The 17,844-nt window shown below is 45.1% G+C and carries 10 protein-coding genes and 1 pseudogene; all 11 read right to left on the reverse strand.

Features of this window, described 5'->3' with window-relative positions; translation table 11 throughout:
* Window positions 1–5: 5 nt before the first annotated feature.
* Complete coding sequence (gmd, locus tag KFE98_04700) at window positions 6–1,076, reverse strand: GDP-mannose 4,6-dehydratase (GenBank protein ID UTW63458.1); 1,071 nt, start codon at window positions 1,074–1,076, stop codon at window positions 6–8.
* Complete coding sequence (cysQ, locus tag KFE98_04705) at window positions 1,077–1,856, reverse strand: 3'(2'),5'-bisphosphate nucleotidase CysQ (protein UTW63459.1); 780 nt, start codon at window positions 1,854–1,856, stop codon at window positions 1,077–1,079.
* Between the two features lie 10 nt (window positions 1,857–1,866).
* The gene (locus KFE98_04710; GenBank protein UTW63460.1) at window positions 1,867–2,754 is read right to left on the reverse strand and encodes an aldehyde dehydrogenase family protein; all 888 of its coding nucleotides are present in this window, start codon (window positions 2,752–2,754) and stop codon (window positions 1,867–1,869) included.
* Window positions 2,751–4,216, reverse strand: a pseudogene (locus tag KFE98_04715) (aldehyde dehydrogenase family protein). The gene KFE98_04710 and the pseudogene KFE98_04715 overlap by 4 nt, the downstream one beginning before the upstream one ends.
* A 2-nt stretch (window positions 4,217–4,218) precedes the next feature.
* Entirely contained in the window at window positions 4,219–5,127 is a 909-nt protein-coding gene (deoC, locus tag KFE98_04720) for a deoxyribose-phosphate aldolase (GenBank protein ID UTW63461.1), read from the reverse strand.
* A 175-nt stretch (window positions 5,128–5,302) separates the two neighbouring features.
* A complete protein-coding gene (locus tag KFE98_04725) occupies window positions 5,303–5,977 on the reverse strand; it encodes an energy transducer TonB (protein UTW63462.1) in 675 nt (224 codons plus the stop codon).
* Window positions 5,978–6,059: 82 nt separating this feature from the next.
* Window positions 6,060–6,440 carry a glycine cleavage system protein GcvH gene (gcvH, locus tag KFE98_04730; GenBank protein ID UTW63463.1) on the reverse strand — a complete coding sequence of 127 codons (381 nt, stop codon included), beginning with the start codon at window positions 6,438–6,440 and terminating at the stop codon, window positions 6,060–6,062.
* Between the two features lie 178 nt (window positions 6,441–6,618).
* The gene (locus KFE98_04735; GenBank protein ID UTW63464.1) at window positions 6,619–7,308 is read right to left on the reverse strand and encodes an energy transducer TonB; all 690 of its coding nucleotides are present in this window, start codon (window positions 7,306–7,308) and stop codon (window positions 6,619–6,621) included.
* 73 nt (window positions 7,309–7,381) lie between these two features.
* Window positions 7,382–14,698: a cell surface protein SprA gene (gene sprA, locus KFE98_04740; GenBank protein UTW63465.1), complete on the reverse strand. Its 7,317-nt coding sequence runs from the start codon at window positions 14,696–14,698 to the stop codon at window positions 7,382–7,384.
* Between the two features lie 134 nt (window positions 14,699–14,832).
* Window positions 14,833–15,417, reverse strand: coding sequence for a Holliday junction branch migration protein RuvA (gene ruvA / locus KFE98_04745; protein ID UTW63466.1), 585 nt, complete (start codon window positions 15,415–15,417; stop codon window positions 14,833–14,835).
* On the reverse strand, window positions 15,414–17,732 hold the full coding sequence (locus KFE98_04750; protein UTW63467.1) for an NADP-dependent malic enzyme: 2,319 nt from the start codon (window positions 17,730–17,732) through the stop codon (window positions 15,414–15,416). Before KFE98_04750 ends, ruvA begins: the two co-directional genes overlap by 4 nt.
* Between the last annotated feature and the right edge of the window lie 112 nt (window positions 17,733–17,844).

The following is a 17,844-nucleotide window of genomic DNA, read 5'->3' on the forward strand; positions in this document are numbered from 1 at the left end:
TCGGTTTATTTCAAACCACCTTCCTGAAGAAAGCGGTGCTCCATAAATAATTTCATATCGGCAGATACCATTTCGCGGATCATAGCAGCTAAATCGTATTCAGGTTTCCAACCCAGTTCTTCACGGGCTTTGGTAGAATCTCCAACCAACAAATCCACTTCGGCTGGACGGAAATAAGTAGGATCTACTTCCACGAGTACTTTACCGTTTTCCTTGTTGTATCCTTTTTCGTCGATTCCGCTGCCTTCCCATTCAATTTCGATGTCCACTTCTTTGAAGGCCATTTCCACAAACTGACGAACGGTATAGGTTTCACCCGTAGCCAAAACGAAATCATCAGGCTTATCCTGTTGCAGCATACGCCACATTCCCTCTACGTAATCCTTGGCATGACCCCAGTCACGTTTGGCATCAAGGTTACCCAAAAACAGTTTGCGATCCAGGTCCAATTTAATCTGAGCTACTGCACGAGTAATCTTACGGGTCACAAAAGTTTCACCTCGACGAGGGCTTTCGTGGTTAAAAAGGATACCGTTACAGGCATAAAGGTTATAAGCTTCGCGGTAGTTTTTCGTAATCCAGAAAGCGTACAACTTGGCTACTCCGTAAGGACTTCTTGGGTAGAATGGAGTTGTTTCTTTTTGAGGAATTTCCTGAACCTTTCCATAAAGCTCAGAAGTTGAAGCCTGGTAGAAACGGGTTTTCTTTTCCAAGCCCAAAATTCGAATAGCTTCCAGAATTCTCAACGTTCCCATCGCATCTGCATTGGCAGTATACTCAGGAACTTCAAAACTCACCTTCACGTGCGACATGGCCGCGAGGTTATAGATTTCGTCAGGCTGTGTTTCCTGAACGATTCGAATCAAATTGGTGCTGTCGGTCAAATCTCCATAATGAAGGAAGAATTTGACTCCTTTTTTATGAAAATCCTGGTACAGGTGATCAATACGATCGGTATTAAAAAGCGAACTACGTCTTTTAATGCCGTGAACTACATATCCCTTCTCCAACAGCAACTCAGCCAAATAGGCTCCATCCTGCCCGGTAATCCCGGTGATTAAAGCTACTTTCTCCATTTATCTTACCAGAAAATAATTATTCAATAGTTTCATTTTATTGTAAGCCATACGCTCACCGGTTGAACGGTCAATTACCTGTTTTCCAGCAGCTTCAACAATCGCTTGCCCTGCTGCTGTGTCCCATTCCATTGTGGGCGCAAATCTAGGATATTCATGCGTAATTCCTGCAGCGACCAAACAAAATTTTAGGGATGAACCCTTGGAGGTAATTTCCACTTGTTCAAATTGATTCTTCAATTCTTCCACATAATTTGTGGTATCGTCATTCATGTGTGAGCGGGACCCAACAATACGGATAACTCCGCCTTCAGGCTCACTCACCCGAATCTGCTCTACCCTATCCCAACCAGTAGCCAAATCCTCTGGTCGAAACACTTCTGTCATCTTCCAGGACTTCCCTTGATCGGTGTAGTAGAGCTCTCCTAAAACAGGAGCATAAATGATTCCTTCAACTGGATAGTTTCCCTTCACCAAGGCAATGTTAACGGTAAACTCTCCATTTCGTTTCAAAAATTCTTTGGTTCCATCAAGCGGGTCCACTACCCAAAAGTCGGTCCAGGAGGAACGCTCCTCGTAGGGCATTTCCTTACCTTCTTCGCTCAAAACGGGTAATCCCGTTGGCTCCAAATGCCTCATAATCACGTGGTGCGAAGCGATATCGGCCTCAGTTAACGGGCTTTTATCTTCTTTTTCATACACCTCAAAATCACGGTTGTAACATTCCATGATGGCCCAGCCCGCTTCAACAGCGGCTAGGGCTAAAGCTTCCTTTGTCATTTGCTAATCTTTAGTAGGTAGAAGAAGCTCCTCCAATATTTTCAATCGGATGCCAGGTTGTTTTGGTTTCGGTAAAAGGAACCATCAAATAGGGTGACTCCCAGGATTCATCTTCCCAATCTTTAGCTGGTAAATCGGAATAAATGCGTTTCACATTTTCCGCACCTATCTTTTGTAATTCAGCCAATTGCTGGGTATCATCCAAGGCATACCACAATCCATTAATATCCATGTGTCCTGCCATGTGTGAGGCCAACTCATCCACCTTACCGGTGAGGATGTTGATTACCCCACCAGGCACATCAGAACTGTTAATTACCTCGGCAAAGGAGCAGGCTGATAAAGGGAAATCCTCGTGAGCCAAATACATCACACTGTTTCCGGAGGCAATCACCGGAGCAATCAAAGAAGTAAGTACGACTAGTGAAGGTCCTTTTGGAGCCAAAACGGCTACCACTCCCTGTGCTTCAGGCTGAGAAAAATTAAAATGACCTGTAGCCACGGGATTTACCGAACTAAACACGGCGCTGTATTTATCGCACCAACCCGCATAATAAACCCAGCGATCTACAGCTATATCAACCAAGGCACTTGCCTTCTTGGCTGAATGACCTTCCTGCTGCAGCTCAGCAATAAACTGGTCGCGCTGTGCTTCCAGCATTTCTGCAATTCTGTATAAAATTTGAGATCGGTTAAAGGCTGTTCTTTCCTGCCAACCGCTTTGGGCTTTTCGTGCAGCAACTACCGTATTCCGAACATCCTTTCTTGATCCTAAGCAAAAATTGGCGACCGGCTTTCCCTTTTTGTCCTTCAAGGCATAAAAGCGACCGGATTCCGTTCTAATGAACTTGCCACCAACATACATTTTATAGGTCTTCAGTACTTTCAATCTACTCATTTCCTCGCATTTAATTGAAGGTATGCCGACAAGCCATGAACTCCTCCTTCACGACCAAATCCACTTTCTTTAAACCCTCCAAAAGGTGATGTTGGATCAAATTTGTTATAGGTATTCGCCCACACTACTCCCGCTTTCATTCGGGCAGTCAGGTTAAATATCTTGGAGCCTTTGTCTGTCCATACTCCTGCAGATAGTCCATAAGGCGTATTGTTGGCTTTTTGAATAACCTCATCGATGGTACGAAAAGATTGAATGGCCAACACAGGACCAAAAATCTCCTGCTGAACGATGGTATGACTCTGTGCCGCGTTCAAAAACAAAGTTGGAGCGCACCAGAAACCTTTCTTGGGAATGGTAAACTCAGGCTGGTACATTTCCAAACCTTCGTTTTTACCAGCACTTAAAAACTGTTCGATGGTTTTCAACTGCCCTTTGGAGTTAATCGCTCCGATATCGGTGTTCTTGTCCAACGGATCACCCAAAACCAAGTTATTCATTCTTGCCTTGAGCTTCATGACCACTTCGTCTAAAACAGCTTCCTGAACAAACAGGCGGGAACCGGCACAACAAACATGCCCTTGGTTGAAGTAAATTCCATTGATAATACCTTCTACTGCCTGATTGATGGCCGCATCCTCAAATATGATATTGGCTGCTTTTCCACCCAACTCCAGGGTCAATTTCTTACCCGTTCCAGCCGTTTCACGCTGAATGATTTTACCCACTTCGGTAGAACCCGTAAAGGCAATCTTATCTACATCCGGATGCTTCACCAAGGCTGCCCGGTTCTTCCGTCTCCAGTAATCACATTAACTACACCAGCCGGAAGATCTGCTTCAGCAAAAAGCTCGGCTAATTTCAAAGCGGTTAGAGGGGTTGTTTCGGCAGGTTTAATCACCACCGTATTTCCACAAGCCAGAGCCGGAGCAATTTTCCAGGCGGCCATCAACAAGGGAAAGTTCCAAGGAATGATCTGTCCTGCTACCCCGATAGGTCCCGGGCTTGCTCCTGGAAAGGCATATTCCAGTTTGTCAGCCCAACCAGCGTGGTAGAAAAAGTGAGCGGCAGCCAGAGGAATATCAATATCTCTTGACTCACGAATAGGTTTTCCTCCATCCATGGATTCAACCACGGCAAACTCACGGGCTTTTTCCTGAATCATACGAGCGATTCGGTAGAGGTACTTACCTCTTTCCTTGCCTGATAAGGCTTGCCAACCTGGCAATGCTTTTCGAGCAGCTTTCACGGCTTTGTCTACGTCCTGATCAGAACCTTGAGCAACATCCGCAATTTTTGATTCATCGGCCGGATTAATGGTCGCAAACCAATCCTCTTGGGATGGCTTTACCCATTTACCGCCAATAAAGTGGTCGTATTGATTCTTCAGCTGCACATGAGAAGTACTCTCAGGAGCCGGAGCATAATCAAACAGACCGGTATGTTTTATTTCAGCTTTCATAATTAATCAATGGAAAAGTAATCGGCGGATTGATACAATCCGGTTTTCTGCTTGGCATACTGCATAAGTACATCGTTGGCCAAACTACTGGCACCAAAGCGGAACCATTCGTTGCTCAGCCAATCCACGCCAAGCGTTTCTTTAACCAGTACCAGATACTGTAGAGCCAATTTCGATTTGGAAATACCACCTGCAGGCTTCATTCCTACTTGAATTCCGGTTTTGAAATAATAGTCGCGAATAGCTTCAAGCATTACGCACGTCACCGGCAAAGAGGCAGCCTTAGGTATTTTACCTGTAGATGTTTTGATAAAATCTGCACCGGCATATATTGCCAGGTCACTTGCTTTTCGAATACGATCGAGGTTTCCCAATTCACCGGTTTCCAAAATAACCTTGAGTCGGGCTTTTCCGCAAGCATCTTTTACGGCAGCAATTTCATCAAACACATAATTGTAATCTCCGGCATGAAACTTTCCACGGGAGATCACCATATCTACTTCATCGGCACCTTCAGCAACCGCCATTCGTGTGTCTTCCAGTTTCACCTCCAGGCTCGATTGACCGGATGGAAATGCCGTAGCTACTGAAGCTACTTTAATATCCGTTCCTTTTAAGGACTCCTTGGCCACTTTTACCAGTGTTGGATAAACACAAACCGCAGCAACGGTGGGTAAATCGGGGTAAGGCTCATGTAAGTGCCGGGCTTTGGTACAGAGTTGCTTAACCTTCTGAGGAGTATCCTTTCCTTCCAGCGTGGTCAAATCAATCATATTGAGCACCATTTTCAGCCCTTCGAGCTTGGTGTCTTTTTTGATGCTCCTTTTAGTCACCCTCTCAATTCGATCGGCAACTCCGGCCTGATCAACTGGTGGTGACACAGGAACATTTTGCAGCTTATTTTCTTTCATTCCAAGTTTCGTTCAGTCGAACGCTTGTAAAAGTAATAAAACCGATCGGCTCAGGGCCTTGATCTCAGGCTTTTCGCCTACCATTCCGACCTATAGCGGCAATAACCGATGGGCATAAAAAAACCTCTTTCCATCATCGACGAAAAGAGGTCTCTTAAAAAAGTATTCTAAAGACTTATCTCAGGATAAATCGAATCGGCATGTTAAACTGAACGCGAACTGATTTACCACGCTGCTTTCCTGGCTTCCAAGAAGGCATTGTTTTTACAACGCGGATCGCTTCTTCGTCACAACCTCCACCAATTCCACGAAGAACTTTTACTCCGTCAATCTTTCCGTTTTCCTTCACAACGAAGGTCACGTAAACGATTCCTTGAATCCCGGCATCTTTTGCCATGGGAGGATATTTCATGTTTTCAGCGAGGTACTCGTACATTTTGGCTTCACCACCAGGGAAAGAAGGCATCTCTTCCACAATGGTAAAGATTTCAGGCTCTTCTACCACCTCTTCTTCTTCGATCTCAACGATTTCCACGACAGTCTCTTCGTCCATCTCGGTATCGATTTCGATCTCCTCTTCTACTTCCTCGTCATCTTCAACGATTTCGATCACTGTAGTCTGTGGGGGTGGGGGTGGGGGCGGAGGGGGTGGAGGAGCTTGCTGGGTAATTGGAATCATTTCTTCCTCTTCCAGCTCTACTTTAATACCTCCAAGGTCCGTAGTGCTCTTCTCAAAAATCATCAACTCCAAGGAGATGACAACTATAGCCAAAGACGCTGCCAATCCCATCAGGAAAAGCATCGACTTGTTTCTCTCCAAATCCACTTCTGGATTTTTCTTCGGATCCATAGTTCAAATTTTGCGCTAAAATACTAAGATTTTGCCTTGCAGATTGACCGCTTAGCAGTTTTTTGGAAACCTTATCTTTAGCTTAACCTACTAATTCTTTATACTCATCCGCACTCATCAAGCTATCCAGCTGAGAAGCATCGGAAATTTTTACACGAATCATCCATCCTTCACCGTAAGCGTCGTTGTTTACCGTTTCAGGAGCATCAGCCAAAGCTTCGTTTACCTCAGCCACGTTTCCAGATACTGGCATGAACAAATCAGAAACTGTTTTTACGGCTTCTACAGCACCGAAAACTTCTTCCTGATCCAGGTCTTCGCCTTCTGTTTCAATTTCAACATAAACTACATCACCTAACTGATCCTGAGCGTAATCAGTGATGCCAATTTCTACCGTTTCACCATCCAATACTTTAACCCACTCGTGGTCTTTGGTGTACTTCAAATCTCCTGGAATGTTCATGGTCCAATTTTTAATAAGGTGGACAAATATAGTATTTCGGAATCAGTCTTGAATTCTGAAATTCGAATTTTGAATTCCGAATTCTGAACAATGAAATTTAGCGACAATTCCCTCCTAAAAGAGATCCCTCGTTAAACCTCCATAATTCAGAATCCAGAATTCAAGTTTCAACCTAGTATCAATTGGCCAAAACGAATCGTATCGGCATGTTAAACTGAACGCGAACGGCTTTTCCGCGTTGCTTTCCAGGCTTCCACTTAGGCATGTTTTTTACCACTCTAAGGGCTTCTTCATCACATCCTCCACCAATTCCTCGGAGCACTTTTACACCGTCAATACTTCCGTCTTCTTTAACTACGAAGGTTACATAAACGATCCCTTGAATGCCCACATCCTTGGCTTGAGCAGGGTAACTCATATTGTCGCCCAGGTAGCCATACATTTTAGCTTCTCCGCCTGGGAAGGAGGGCATTTCCTCTACAATGGTAAAAACGGTAGGCTCATCATCTACTCTATCGTCATCGTCGTCATCATCAATAACGATGTCTACTATGTCCTCTTCGTCCCCTTCGGTATCGATGTCCAAATCAAGGTCAATGTCCTTGTCGTTGTTCACCAAGGTGATGACAGTTGTGGGAGGGGGCGGCGGCGGTGGAGGTGGTGGAGGCGGTGGAGCCATCTGAGTAATGGGAATCATCTCCTCCTCTTCCAGGGTAACGCTCACGCCACCCAAATCGGTCAATTCTTTTTCAAAGACCATCAGCTCGAGAGAGATGACTGTGAGAGTTAGCGCAGTGGCCAATCCGATGAGAAACAACATCGATTTGTTTTTCTCTAAATCAACTTTGGGATTTTTTTTGGTTTGCATAGCAATTGTTTTGTAGCTATCAAACCAAGAATCCTGCCAAAAAAGAAAGGCTTTTAGGGTTATTCCGCAGCCGTTATGAGATGCTAAAGCGGATGCTAATACCAAAGTTGGTGTTAGCCGTCTTAAAGGAGTTGGAGATCTTCGGCGTGTTAAGCACGTAATCGTAGAAGAGTCTCAAGTTCAAAGCCTGGGTCAACTGGTAATCTGCTGTAACCTTTACGGAGAGTACATCCTGTCCAGCAGTGGGCGTATGGGTATTCTCAACTATTTTACGGATAATAGTGGAGTTTTGTCGAATGGAAAAATCACCCCGGAGCTTAATGTCTGACTGTGGATTTTTCCCGTTAATCTTAACCGGGAAGGTGAATGGGAACTGATACCCCAATCCAATCACATAGGTGCGCGTTTTCTGCTCCATAATTTGGGCACTACCCACATTCAGGGCAACGGTTCTACCCGTCTTTAATTCAAATCGTGTGGTGATCTTATTTTTCCACTGAAGGTCTAAATTAATAAGCGGACTAAACTGCTCTGAAATGGTTACCGAGTTGTATTGGAATTCGGTCACAAAGTTGCTATCCAAATCATAGAAGATACTGTCCTCTTGCCAGCGTTGGTTGTTTACAAAATTCGCCACTGTCATCGAGGAAGTATATCCTGAACTGATGGTAACGGTCTTAAACAAGTTCTTAAACGCGGGTATTTTGCTCAATCCATTGTAGGTAAGCCTCCAGTTAATACTTGGCAAGATGTCTCTAAAATTCAGTTTGGACGTACTCGCATCCTTTCCGGAATAAGCAGCCAGGAAGGATGGGATCAATACATCAGCAGAGGTTGGTCCATATCCGTCTGCATAACCGTCATTCTTCAAGTGCTCACCATTCGAATTGGAGCCTGGCTCATCCGCTTGTCGTTGAGAAATCACCTCCCGGTTGGCCAAAAACTGCTCAAAAACCCGGTTGGATCCCGAAACTGGATCATCCCGAACCAAAGAAGTTCGAAGGGCAAAGAAACTTACCGAATAATTTCCTGAAACGGTCGGACTCTGCTCAAACCAATTGGTTCCGTCTGAGCTTAATGAATCCGGATTGTAGCGATAGAATAAACTGTTGTTCGTTGACTGCTTCCGATTGGCCGTAAAGTTGATTCTCAGGCTTCGAATCGGTTCGGCTGTAGCTCGGAAGGAAATGTTTTCGGTTTCGGTTTGACTTACCCGGTTGTTCAGATTTGGGTTTTGTTCCAGCCATCCTTTACGGGCAGCATGGGTCCAAAACTCGGTTTCATCTGTTCCATCAAATCCACCTTGCTGACCAAATACAAATCCCCAACCTGGTGCTGGATTAGAGAAGTTACCGTTGGTTCCTACAAAGCTATTGCTCTGATTAAATCCAGGAAGCATTGTTCCCTTATTCAAACTATAGGTCAAGGTCGCATTTTGAACCATCATCAGGAACTTCACCATTCGGTCACCCATTTTATAGTTCGACTTTTGCTTCGACTTTTTAGGTTCATCCGGAGCAGACTCACCATCTGCATTTTCAGTAATCTCCTTGTTCTTATTCTTTTGGGCTCTTTCTTTGGCTTTTTGGCGGTCTTTCATTTGTTGGTGGCGGCGGGCTTTTTGCTCTACCTTCTTCAAATATCCCCACTTGTTGTAGAGTCGCTTAAAGGAGAAGGTTCCGTTGGCACTAATGGTATTGGAGTTTTGGATAATGTTTCCGAATTCCTCCCTTCCCAAAGGCGATCGTTGCCAACTGTAGGTTGATCCATACCGCAAGGTCGAATTGATCCAATCGGTAGCAGGAATCATGTTCAATGGTATCTTATAGGAAATATTCAACGAGTGGTTATAATTCATCCGTTCTCCACCCGATAGGATATTACTCCACACCTCCTGCTTCCAGTAATCGTACTGCCCTATCGTTTCTCCATTTTCCAGGGTAATTTCTTCGTTCCGCCCTCTTTCTGCAGCTCCATCTGGCTCCTCAATCAAGGATTGGTTGGCTGCCCTAAAGTCCAAAGACAAGTTTTTTGTCAGGTCGTATTTCACCGCATAATCGGTGTTCCAATTGAACTGCTTGTTGTAGAATTCAGGAAGGCGAGCCGTAATACCCGGGTTGTTGTTTCGCACCTTATAGGCGTTGTACAATCGGTTCATCGAGGTATTGAAACTGATGTTTTTCGGCAGAACATAGAAGTTCATTTCCCGGGCCAGTTTCAGGTACTTCGATCCTTTGAGGAATTTGGCTTTGGATAAAGGTTTTATAGGTTTTGGAGAGAATCCGTAGTTGTAGGTCAGGGTTCCTTTTTGGTTTCGGGTAAGGTCTCGTTCGGTTTCGTAGTTGGTGTGGTTTTCTTCCGAATAGGCGTAGGAAGCCGTGAAGTTGGAAATATCGATGGGTGTTTTCTTGCCATCCGTTTTCGTTCGCTCCTTTCTAACGTTGGTAAAGTTCAACGATTTTCGAATGATCCTATCCCTCGAAACCTTCTTCACCGAGTCTCTTTGAGCCTTATCATCAAAGGCTTTAACGTAATCTTTAAACTCGATATCCGGAGCCAGTGGAGTAAACAACGGATCTTCTAAGTCGGCACTGTAGCTGGCATACATAGGCAATTTCACACCCCATTGCTCAGGTAGAAATTTATCCAAATTCACGCTCGTGGTAACGTTGATATTCCGTTTGGTTTCTTTCTGCCGTTCGCTCACCTTCTTATCGATACTTCCCCATCCTGGAGTACTCATTCCTCCGGTTACAGAAACGTTGGCGAGGTCGGCCATCTTCAAATTGGCCTGCCCTACCGTCGCCCATCCATTGGTTTGATCAAAGTCAGAAAGTCGCAATTCGTTAACCCACACCTCGGCACACTTAGGCATCCCATCATCGCTGGTGGATCCATCTGGTGCCCTTGGATTTCGAATACCGATCATAATGGTTCTTACCCCACCCAAGTTTGGATTACCTACCACATACACGGTACCATTTTCATAGGGCTCGCTGTATCGTTTTCTACTGAGCATGTCACTGGCACCATCTAAGAGCAGTCTGTCTCGGGCAATTTTCAGATTGGTCAGCACATCCAGAGGTAGGTCAATTTCATTTTCAAGAGGCCAAACTTCTCTTTGGGCAGGCTCATGATCTGGGTTGTAATATCCGGCTGGAGTAATGGTGGCTGGAATTTCGTACTCGTAGTAGTTGTTCACGAAGTCTGTTCCAAAACGAACAAACACGGTTACATCTCCGTCAGAAATCTCATCCTGATTGGCCAATGACTCAGCGTGAACATACATCTTCACCCGGCCATACATTCTCAAATCCAAGTCTGTATTCCGGTAAGTCGCTTGAGCTTTACCATCTTCCAATCCGCATACGGTCATTTGCAAAGACTGCTCATTGATCTGCTGCAAACTGGTGGTGTTCACATTGATCTCACGTTGAATTCCCGGAGGCAATACATAGTTCACTGGAGTCTTGCCACTGTTTTCTTCAATGTTTACAGCTCCTACGGTAAAGTCAGCCTCAATATCACTGGTAATTCCTTCGGTGTTATCATCAATGTCACCTAAGTAACGTCGCCACTCTCCACGGACCAGCTCCAATCGAGCAAAACGAAGGGTTTGAGGATCCTTAAATCCTTTCATAAACATCCGGATAAAACGGATAGAGCGGAAGTCATTAATATTACCGTGCTTGGTCTTTTTGTTGGTTCGGATTGGAATTCTGAATTGGTACCATTTGATGTCTCTTTTACGGCCATCAACCGTAGAGGTGCTGGTTACCAAAATGTCGTTGATAAAGTTGTTTCCGATGTTGGATGGGTCCAAGGCCTCTTGAGAAATCTCTACCTTATACTGGTAGTAAGCTTCTACAGGGTTCACCACGTTGTCACCGTTAATATCCTCTTTATCCGGACGGATAGAAGCGGCGGTGGAATATCCTCCCGAGTTCTGAGAACGATATTGCTCTTCCGTAGGTGAGTTACCTTCTGTACCGTTGTACTTTTTGTAACGCTCCATAATGGACAAGGCGTCGTTGTCGTAATCGTCTCCACGGAAGTAGTGATAGTCATCTGTAGAAGGGTCAGCCTTCAACAATTCAAGAGCTACTTGATCGGTGATGGCTCCTTCTGCCTTGGTCAAAAAGTCGCTGTAGAATTCGGCCTCTTCTTCACTTCTAAATCCATCCAACCCTACATCCTGATAGGGGCGGGTTGCTGGGTCATTGTCAAATCCTGTTGCAAATGGAGTTCCTTGTGTAACACGTCCCCATTCAGAGGTCACTCCAAAATTGATATCGGTGGCTTCAGCTTCGTTGTTAGGTAGCAATTGCTCGTAGATGTTCAGACCATCGTTCATTACATCCTCAGAAATGTTACCCAGGTTAAAGTAGAGGTATCCTTTTTCAGCTCCACCTTCGTAGTCTTCGTTAAAGGGGTCCATTACCCAGAACTGGATATACTCAATGTTGGCAGCCTCAAAGTCGTTTTGATCAATTCGACGCATAATACCTCCCCAACGCGTGGCAGGCTCATTCAAAAGCCCTCCTTCATTTACCCCAGCGGAGTAACGATTTCCATTCGGGTCCAATCCATCGATATCGTAGTTATAAAAACCCCGCTCAGAAGGATAGAAGGTCATATCGAGCATAGAGATGTTCGTATTCTGTCCAACGGCCAATTGACGATTGGGGAATACCTCTTCTACAAATACCTGACGTACGAAGTGATTGGACAGCTGCTCCTGGTCGCCCTGAATATTAGGTGGTGCTTGATTCTGATAGAATATCGGGTCAACTACACGCCAGTTAAACAAGGCTCGGTTAAAGTTCTTGGCTACGTTGTCGAAAAGATTTCCTTCGGGAAATTCTTCCAATTGTTCTTTAGGAGTACCAGCTAAAAACCAGGTACTGAAAGAACGGAGGTCAATGGTGTTTTGACTTCCTTCAAAATCATCGATGTAGGAGTTTCCGTCTTTACCAATCGCATTGGAGTGACCCGGCAATATCTGAGCAAATTCACCACTTACCGAAAGGGTGGATTTTTCTTTGGTATCAATTCCAGGAATCTTGTCAATGACCCGTGTCAACCAGGGAAGTTCAGTTTTGTAGGCCAGGTCTACTCCCCATACCCAGTTTGAAATAGGCTCGTATCCGATATCCACTTTCTGAGTCAGAGGACGTTCCCACAAGTGCATCAATGTACCACCAATAATGAAGTCATCACTGATTTTGTAGTCCATTCTGTGGGCGAGGAAATTCTTTTGTTGCTGAGCGAAGAGCTGGTTACTCTCCAGGTTCACTTTAATTGGGGTGTTGGATTCAATAATACTTTGGTTGATGATTTTTACCCGGCCTAAGGTATAGTCCACGGTGTAGTCCTGGTTTTCGACCAATTGACGTCCACCAGCCGTTACGGTAACCGATCCTTCGGGAATGTTCATGGCATTCAGCGCAATCTCATTGCTCGATTCCGATTGATACTCCCCTTTCAGTGTAAATCGATTTCGTTCGGGCCACTTCACCTTGGCATCGGCCTGGGTGTTGGTATAGAGCGAGTCGAAGGAGTATAAATCCATCAGGGCCTCCACCCGTTGAGGAGTTATTCCATCAATGCTTTCAAAGGCCCTCCGCAGTCCATCTCCAAAAGGTTCCAGTCGAGGAATGATGATTCGACCGTTCTCGGTATTAATGGTGATTTTGTCAACGAAGTCAAATACCCCATCCGAACGCTGGCGGCCATTAAAGTCAAGGCTATCCATTCCTAACAGCTGAATCAAGCTGAAGTCGTTGATCTCATCTTCGGGTAAGAAGTTGATATCTACTCCTCGGTTTTGATCCAGGTACCAAACGTTGAATTTAAATCCGTCTTTTTTCACCCGATAAGCACCGATTGAATAGATGTTTTTCATCATCAAATCCCACATTGGAACGCGGGTATTAAGCTCGGTACTCTTCAACATTTTCACCAACAGCGGTGCAGGCTCGGCTAAGTCTACTGAGAATTCCCCTACCTGATACACTTCTCCGTTCACGGTGTATTCGTAAGCCACAGCCAGAACCTGATTGGAATTCATTCGTTGCTTCAATGAGATGTACCCCAACTGCGGGTGAAGGGTATATTCACTGGGCTCCAGTTTACGGGCCAATTCTACTTTTTGGAAGTCAAGTCGGGGGTCAAGTCCAAGGTCGTTTTGCAGGACGGGAATCGCCTGGTCGATGGTTCTGTTATCTCCAAATCCTGTTGCAGGATCGTTCACTGTAAAGTATAAGGAGTTGTGCGAGTTATCCGGCCAGGGAGGGCTTGTACCACGGACCCATCGAGCATTAAAAAACTTAGTGAAATCCATTCCACCAGTACCCAAATCCTGAAAGGCGATAATGTCACGAGCATTTGGATCAGTACGGGTATTGGTTACCCAAACTTCCACCCGGGTTACGTTGACTGTAGTATTGAGTACCATTGGATCCGAAACCGCTTCTTCATATTGATCGCGGAAATATTGATCCAGGAAGTAGTGTTTATCGGCCTCGTAGTTGTCGGCCTTTACTTCAAAGTCGCTAATCTGCGCACCACCCTTGGTTTCCACTTCCGACTTCTGTCCTCTTTCCTGCGAAAGAACCGTGGTCATTGTCAAGCGGCCAAATTGAAACTTCGTTTTGATTCCAAACAAACTTTGGCTACCCGTAATCAGCTGGCTATTCAACGGCATGCTCACGTTTCCGAGTTCTACTTTTTGCAGCATCTCATCTTCGTAACCGGTATAGTCCATCTTAAACTGGTTCTGGAAATCGAAGGTGGATTGTGTGTTGTAGTTGGTGGTAATTTTCAGTTTATCCCCCACATTTCCAATCACATTGATCTGCATGTTCTGGTCAAACTGGAAGGTGGTGATGCGTCGGTTTCTAACCGGAATAACCGGATTATCGGTCCGGCTAATTCGTGCTCCAAAAGATAATTCAGCAGAACCCGATGGTCGAATATCGATCGTGTTTCCACCAAAAACGCGGTCAAAGACTTTACTCTTAATCTTCAGCTCCGGACGAAAGGCCTTAGAACCTCCACCCGATCCACCTTCTTCAAATTCTTCTTCGGCTGTTTTCTTTTCTTTCCAATAGTCGCTTAAGGTCTTTTTGCGGGTGTACTCCATGTACTCGTCAAAGTCCATGTATGTGGGGGGGCGGTAATCAATTCCATCACCCATGGTTTTGGTGACTTCGTATTGGCCGGTTTCGGGGTTGTATTTTACTTCGGTTTTGATGTTACCCGGATCTCCAAGCCCCAGGCTGGGCTCTTCTCCGGAAACTTCGGTTGACTCTGTATCTCGAAAAGGGTAACGCAACTTCACATCATCTGAATCCCCCGAGTCCACAGGCATTACCTGAATTTTGGGCATAGGATAGTCAGTGGCTGAAAAGTCCTCTGCAAAGGCGGTCGTATTCAGACAAAAAAGCCCGATAACGAGCCCTATTATTTTCGCGTATATGCGATTTATTGACAACACAAACGAAGCGTAATTCCTTCCGCTGTTTAAAAATATTTTAAAGCCTCTTTTACTACTTGCTCTACCGATATATCGGCATCCGCTCCACTTAACACTTTCTGCAACACCTTCAACGATCGCGGACGATCGAAGCCCAGCGCCACAAGAGCAGATAACGCTTCATTTCTTGTTGTATTGTTTGAGATGGATGAAATTTCAAGTTGGGGTTCTTCTTTCTGGATTTTATCCTTCAAATCGAGGATCACCCGTTGGGCTGTTTTTGCTCCAATCCCCTTGATAGATTTAAGAAGCGTAACATTTTCGTTAATGATGGCTTCCATCAAATCGGCGGGTTTGTAGGAGGATAAAATAATTCGAGCGGTATTAGGCCCTACTCCACTTACGGATATCAAATTGCGAAACAACTGCCTTTCAGAAGCATCGGCAAAGCCAAAAAGTGTGTGAGCATCTTCCCTTACTACCAAGTGGGTTAATAACTTACACGCTTCATCATTGCCCATTTTTTCGTAGGTGTACACGGAAATATTCAGAATGTAGCCCACTCCATTGCAATCAATCACTGCATAGGCGGGATTCTTTTCGATCAATCTCCCTTGAATAAACTCTATCATAATACGGGTTGTGTTTGGTCCTCCATACCGGTTTTTCCTTTGATTTTTCGTTGCTGAGCATCGTTAGCTGCGATGGTCACCATGTTTACTATCTCTCGAACCGTGCTTCCAAGTTGCAGTACATGTACAGGCTTCTTCATGCCAAGCAACACCGGGCCAATAGCTTCGATATCAGACATTTCCTGAAGGAGTTTATAAGCAATGTTTCCTGCAGATAGGTTTGGAAAGATAAGTGTATTCACACGTTTTTTAGTCAACAGGGAAAAAGGGAAGAGTTCTTCAGTCATTTCTCTGTTTAGTGCAAAGTTGGCCTGGATTTCTCCGTCGGCGATAATTTCGGGATGTTCCTGGTGCAAAATGGCCACAGCTTCTTTCACTTTGGCTGCATCTTCTCCTTTAGAAGAACCGAAATTGGAATAGGACAGCAAAGCCATCCGGGGTTGTATGTTGAATCCCTTGATGGCTTCTGCCACTTGAACGGCAATGGTTGCCAACTGACGTGCATCGGGATTAAAATTAATCGTAGTATCCGCCAAAAACAGAGGTCCATTCTTAGCATTCAAAATATACATTCCGGCAAGGGTCTTATATCGGCTTCCCACACCAATCACCTGAAGAGGTGGCTTCAAGGTATCTGGGTAGTTGCGGGTCATACCGGAAATAAAGGCATCAGCTTCTCCCCACTTAACCATGGCAGCGCCAAAGAAGTTTCGCTCCCTCATGGCTTTTACACTTTCATACAAAGTGAAGCCTTTGCGTTTGCGCATATCGTAAAAATGCTGCCCAAACTCTTTGCGTTTATCTTCTTGTTCCTTGCTGCGAGGATCGATGATTTGAACGTCTTGTAAATCCATCTCAAATTGATCAATCAATCGATGGATTCGTTCCCGGTTACCGAGTAGAATCGGTTCGGCGATGCCCTCGTCATGTACGATTTGAACCGCCTTCAAAACTTTGTAGTTGTCGGCCTCTGCAAACACTACCTTTTGTTTGTCTTTTTTGGCTCTTTCTACCAGGCCGCTTACCAACTTGTTGTCAAGCCCCATTCGGTGTTGAAGCTCTTCGCGGTATTTGTCCCAATCAGTGATGGTCTTTTTGGCCACTCCAGATTCAATAGCTGCTTTAGCCACAGCAGGAGCCACCACTTCCAGCAACCGGAAGTCGAGGGGCTTTGGAATGATAAAGTCCTTACCAAAAGTCAGATTCGTAACGTTGTAAGCAATGTTTACCTCTTCGGGCACCGGTTCCTTCGCCAATTCGGCAATAGCTCTTACAGCTGCCAATTTCATGGCTTCGTTGATCGCTGTGGCTTGAACGTCTAAGGCACCCCGAAAAATGAACGGGAATCCAAGTACGTTATTCACCTGGTTATTGTGGTCCGAACGACCGGTTGCCACGATGATATCTTCACGAGCACCAATGGCTTCCTTGTAAGGAATTTCAGGATCAGGGTTAGCCAAGGCAAACACGATGCAATTGGGAGCCATGGTTCGAACCATATCGGCATTCACAATATTTCCCCGAGACAATCCCAGAAAAACATCCGCACCTACCATAGCTTCTTCCAGGGTATTGGCTTCCACCTCGTTGGCAAACAAGCTTTTGTATTGATCCAGGTTTCCACGAGAAGATTTAATCACCCCTTTGCTATCGCACATGATGATGTTTTCCTTCTTGGCACCAAGAGCAGCGTAGAGTCGCGCACAGGAAATGGCACTTGCCCCTGCTCCGCTCACTACAATTTTGATTTTATCAATGTCTTTTTCGGAGAGTTCCAGAGCATTGACCAAGGCAGCCGCTGAAATAATAGCTGTACCATGTTGATCATCGTGCATGACCGGAATATCCAACTCCTCTTTCAAACGCCGTTCTATCTCGAAGGCTTCGGGAGCCTTGATATCTTCCAGGTTGATTCCTCCGAAGGTGGGAGAAATATTTTTTACGGTACGAACAAATTCATCAATATCGGTGGCATCCACTTCAATGTCGAATACATCGATATCCGCAAATATTTTAAAGAGAAGTCCTTTCCCCTCCATTACCGGTTTTGAAGCTTCCGGGCCGATGTCACCCAACCCCAGTACTGCTGTACCGTTAGAAATAACAGCTACGAGATTTCCCTTAGCGGTGTATTCAAATACTTTGCTGGTCTCATCTGCAATTTCCAGACAAGGCTCAGCAACGCCCGGAGAGTAGGCCAAAGACAGATCGCGCTGTGAGGTATACGGCTTGGTTGGTCTGACTTCGATCTTTCCTTTTCTACCCTGCGAATGGTAATCAAGAGCTTCTTTTTTTCGATTCTTCGTCTTCCGCATGGCTCAAATTAAGCGGGTAAAAGTAACTATTTAGGGAGTTTTGAAGCTCATAAATGGTGGATTAGACCTATTTTGGGCAGGAATGGATTTTTAAGCGATCGAAAAAGGGTAA

It is taken from the genome of bacterium SCSIO 12741 (assembly GCA_024398055.1).
Classification (GTDB): Bacteria; Bacteroidota; Bacteroidia; order Flavobacteriales_G; family Salibacteraceae; genus SCSIO-12741.

Coding starts and splice junctions, on each gene's coding strand:
- KFE98_04725 (UTW63462.1), bottom strand. CDS start 5,977: ATGGATCCGAAGAAAAATCCAGAAGTGGATTTGGAGAGAAACAAGTCG.
- KFE98_04710 (UTW63460.1), bottom strand. CDS start 2,754: ATGAGTAGATTGAAAGTACTGAAGACCTATAAAATGTATGTTGGTGGC.
- gmd (UTW63458.1), bottom strand. CDS start 1,076: ATGGAGAAAGTAGCTTTAATCACCGGGATTACCGGGCAGGATGGAGCC.
- deoC (UTW63461.1), bottom strand. CDS start 5,127: ATGAAAGAAAATAAGCTGCAAAATGTTCCTGTGTCACCACCAGTTGAT.
- sprA (UTW63465.1), bottom strand. CDS start 14,698: ATGCCCAAAATTCAGGTAATGCCTGTGGACTCGGGGGATTCAGATGAT.
- gcvH (UTW63463.1), bottom strand. CDS start 6,440: ATGAACATTCCAGGAGATTTGAAGTACACCAAAGACCACGAGTGGGTT.
- KFE98_04750 (UTW63467.1), bottom strand. CDS start 17,732: ATGCGGAAGACGAAGAATCGAAAAAAAGAAGCTCTTGATTACCATTCG.
- ruvA (UTW63466.1), bottom strand. CDS start 15,417: ATGATAGAGTTTATTCAAGGGAGATTGATCGAAAAGAATCCCGCCTAT.
- cysQ (UTW63459.1), bottom strand. CDS start 1,856: ATGACAAAGGAAGCTTTAGCCCTAGCCGCTGTTGAAGCGGGCTGGGCC.
- KFE98_04735 (UTW63464.1), bottom strand. CDS start 7,308: ATGCAAACCAAAAAAAATCCCAAAGTTGATTTAGAGAAAAACAAATCG.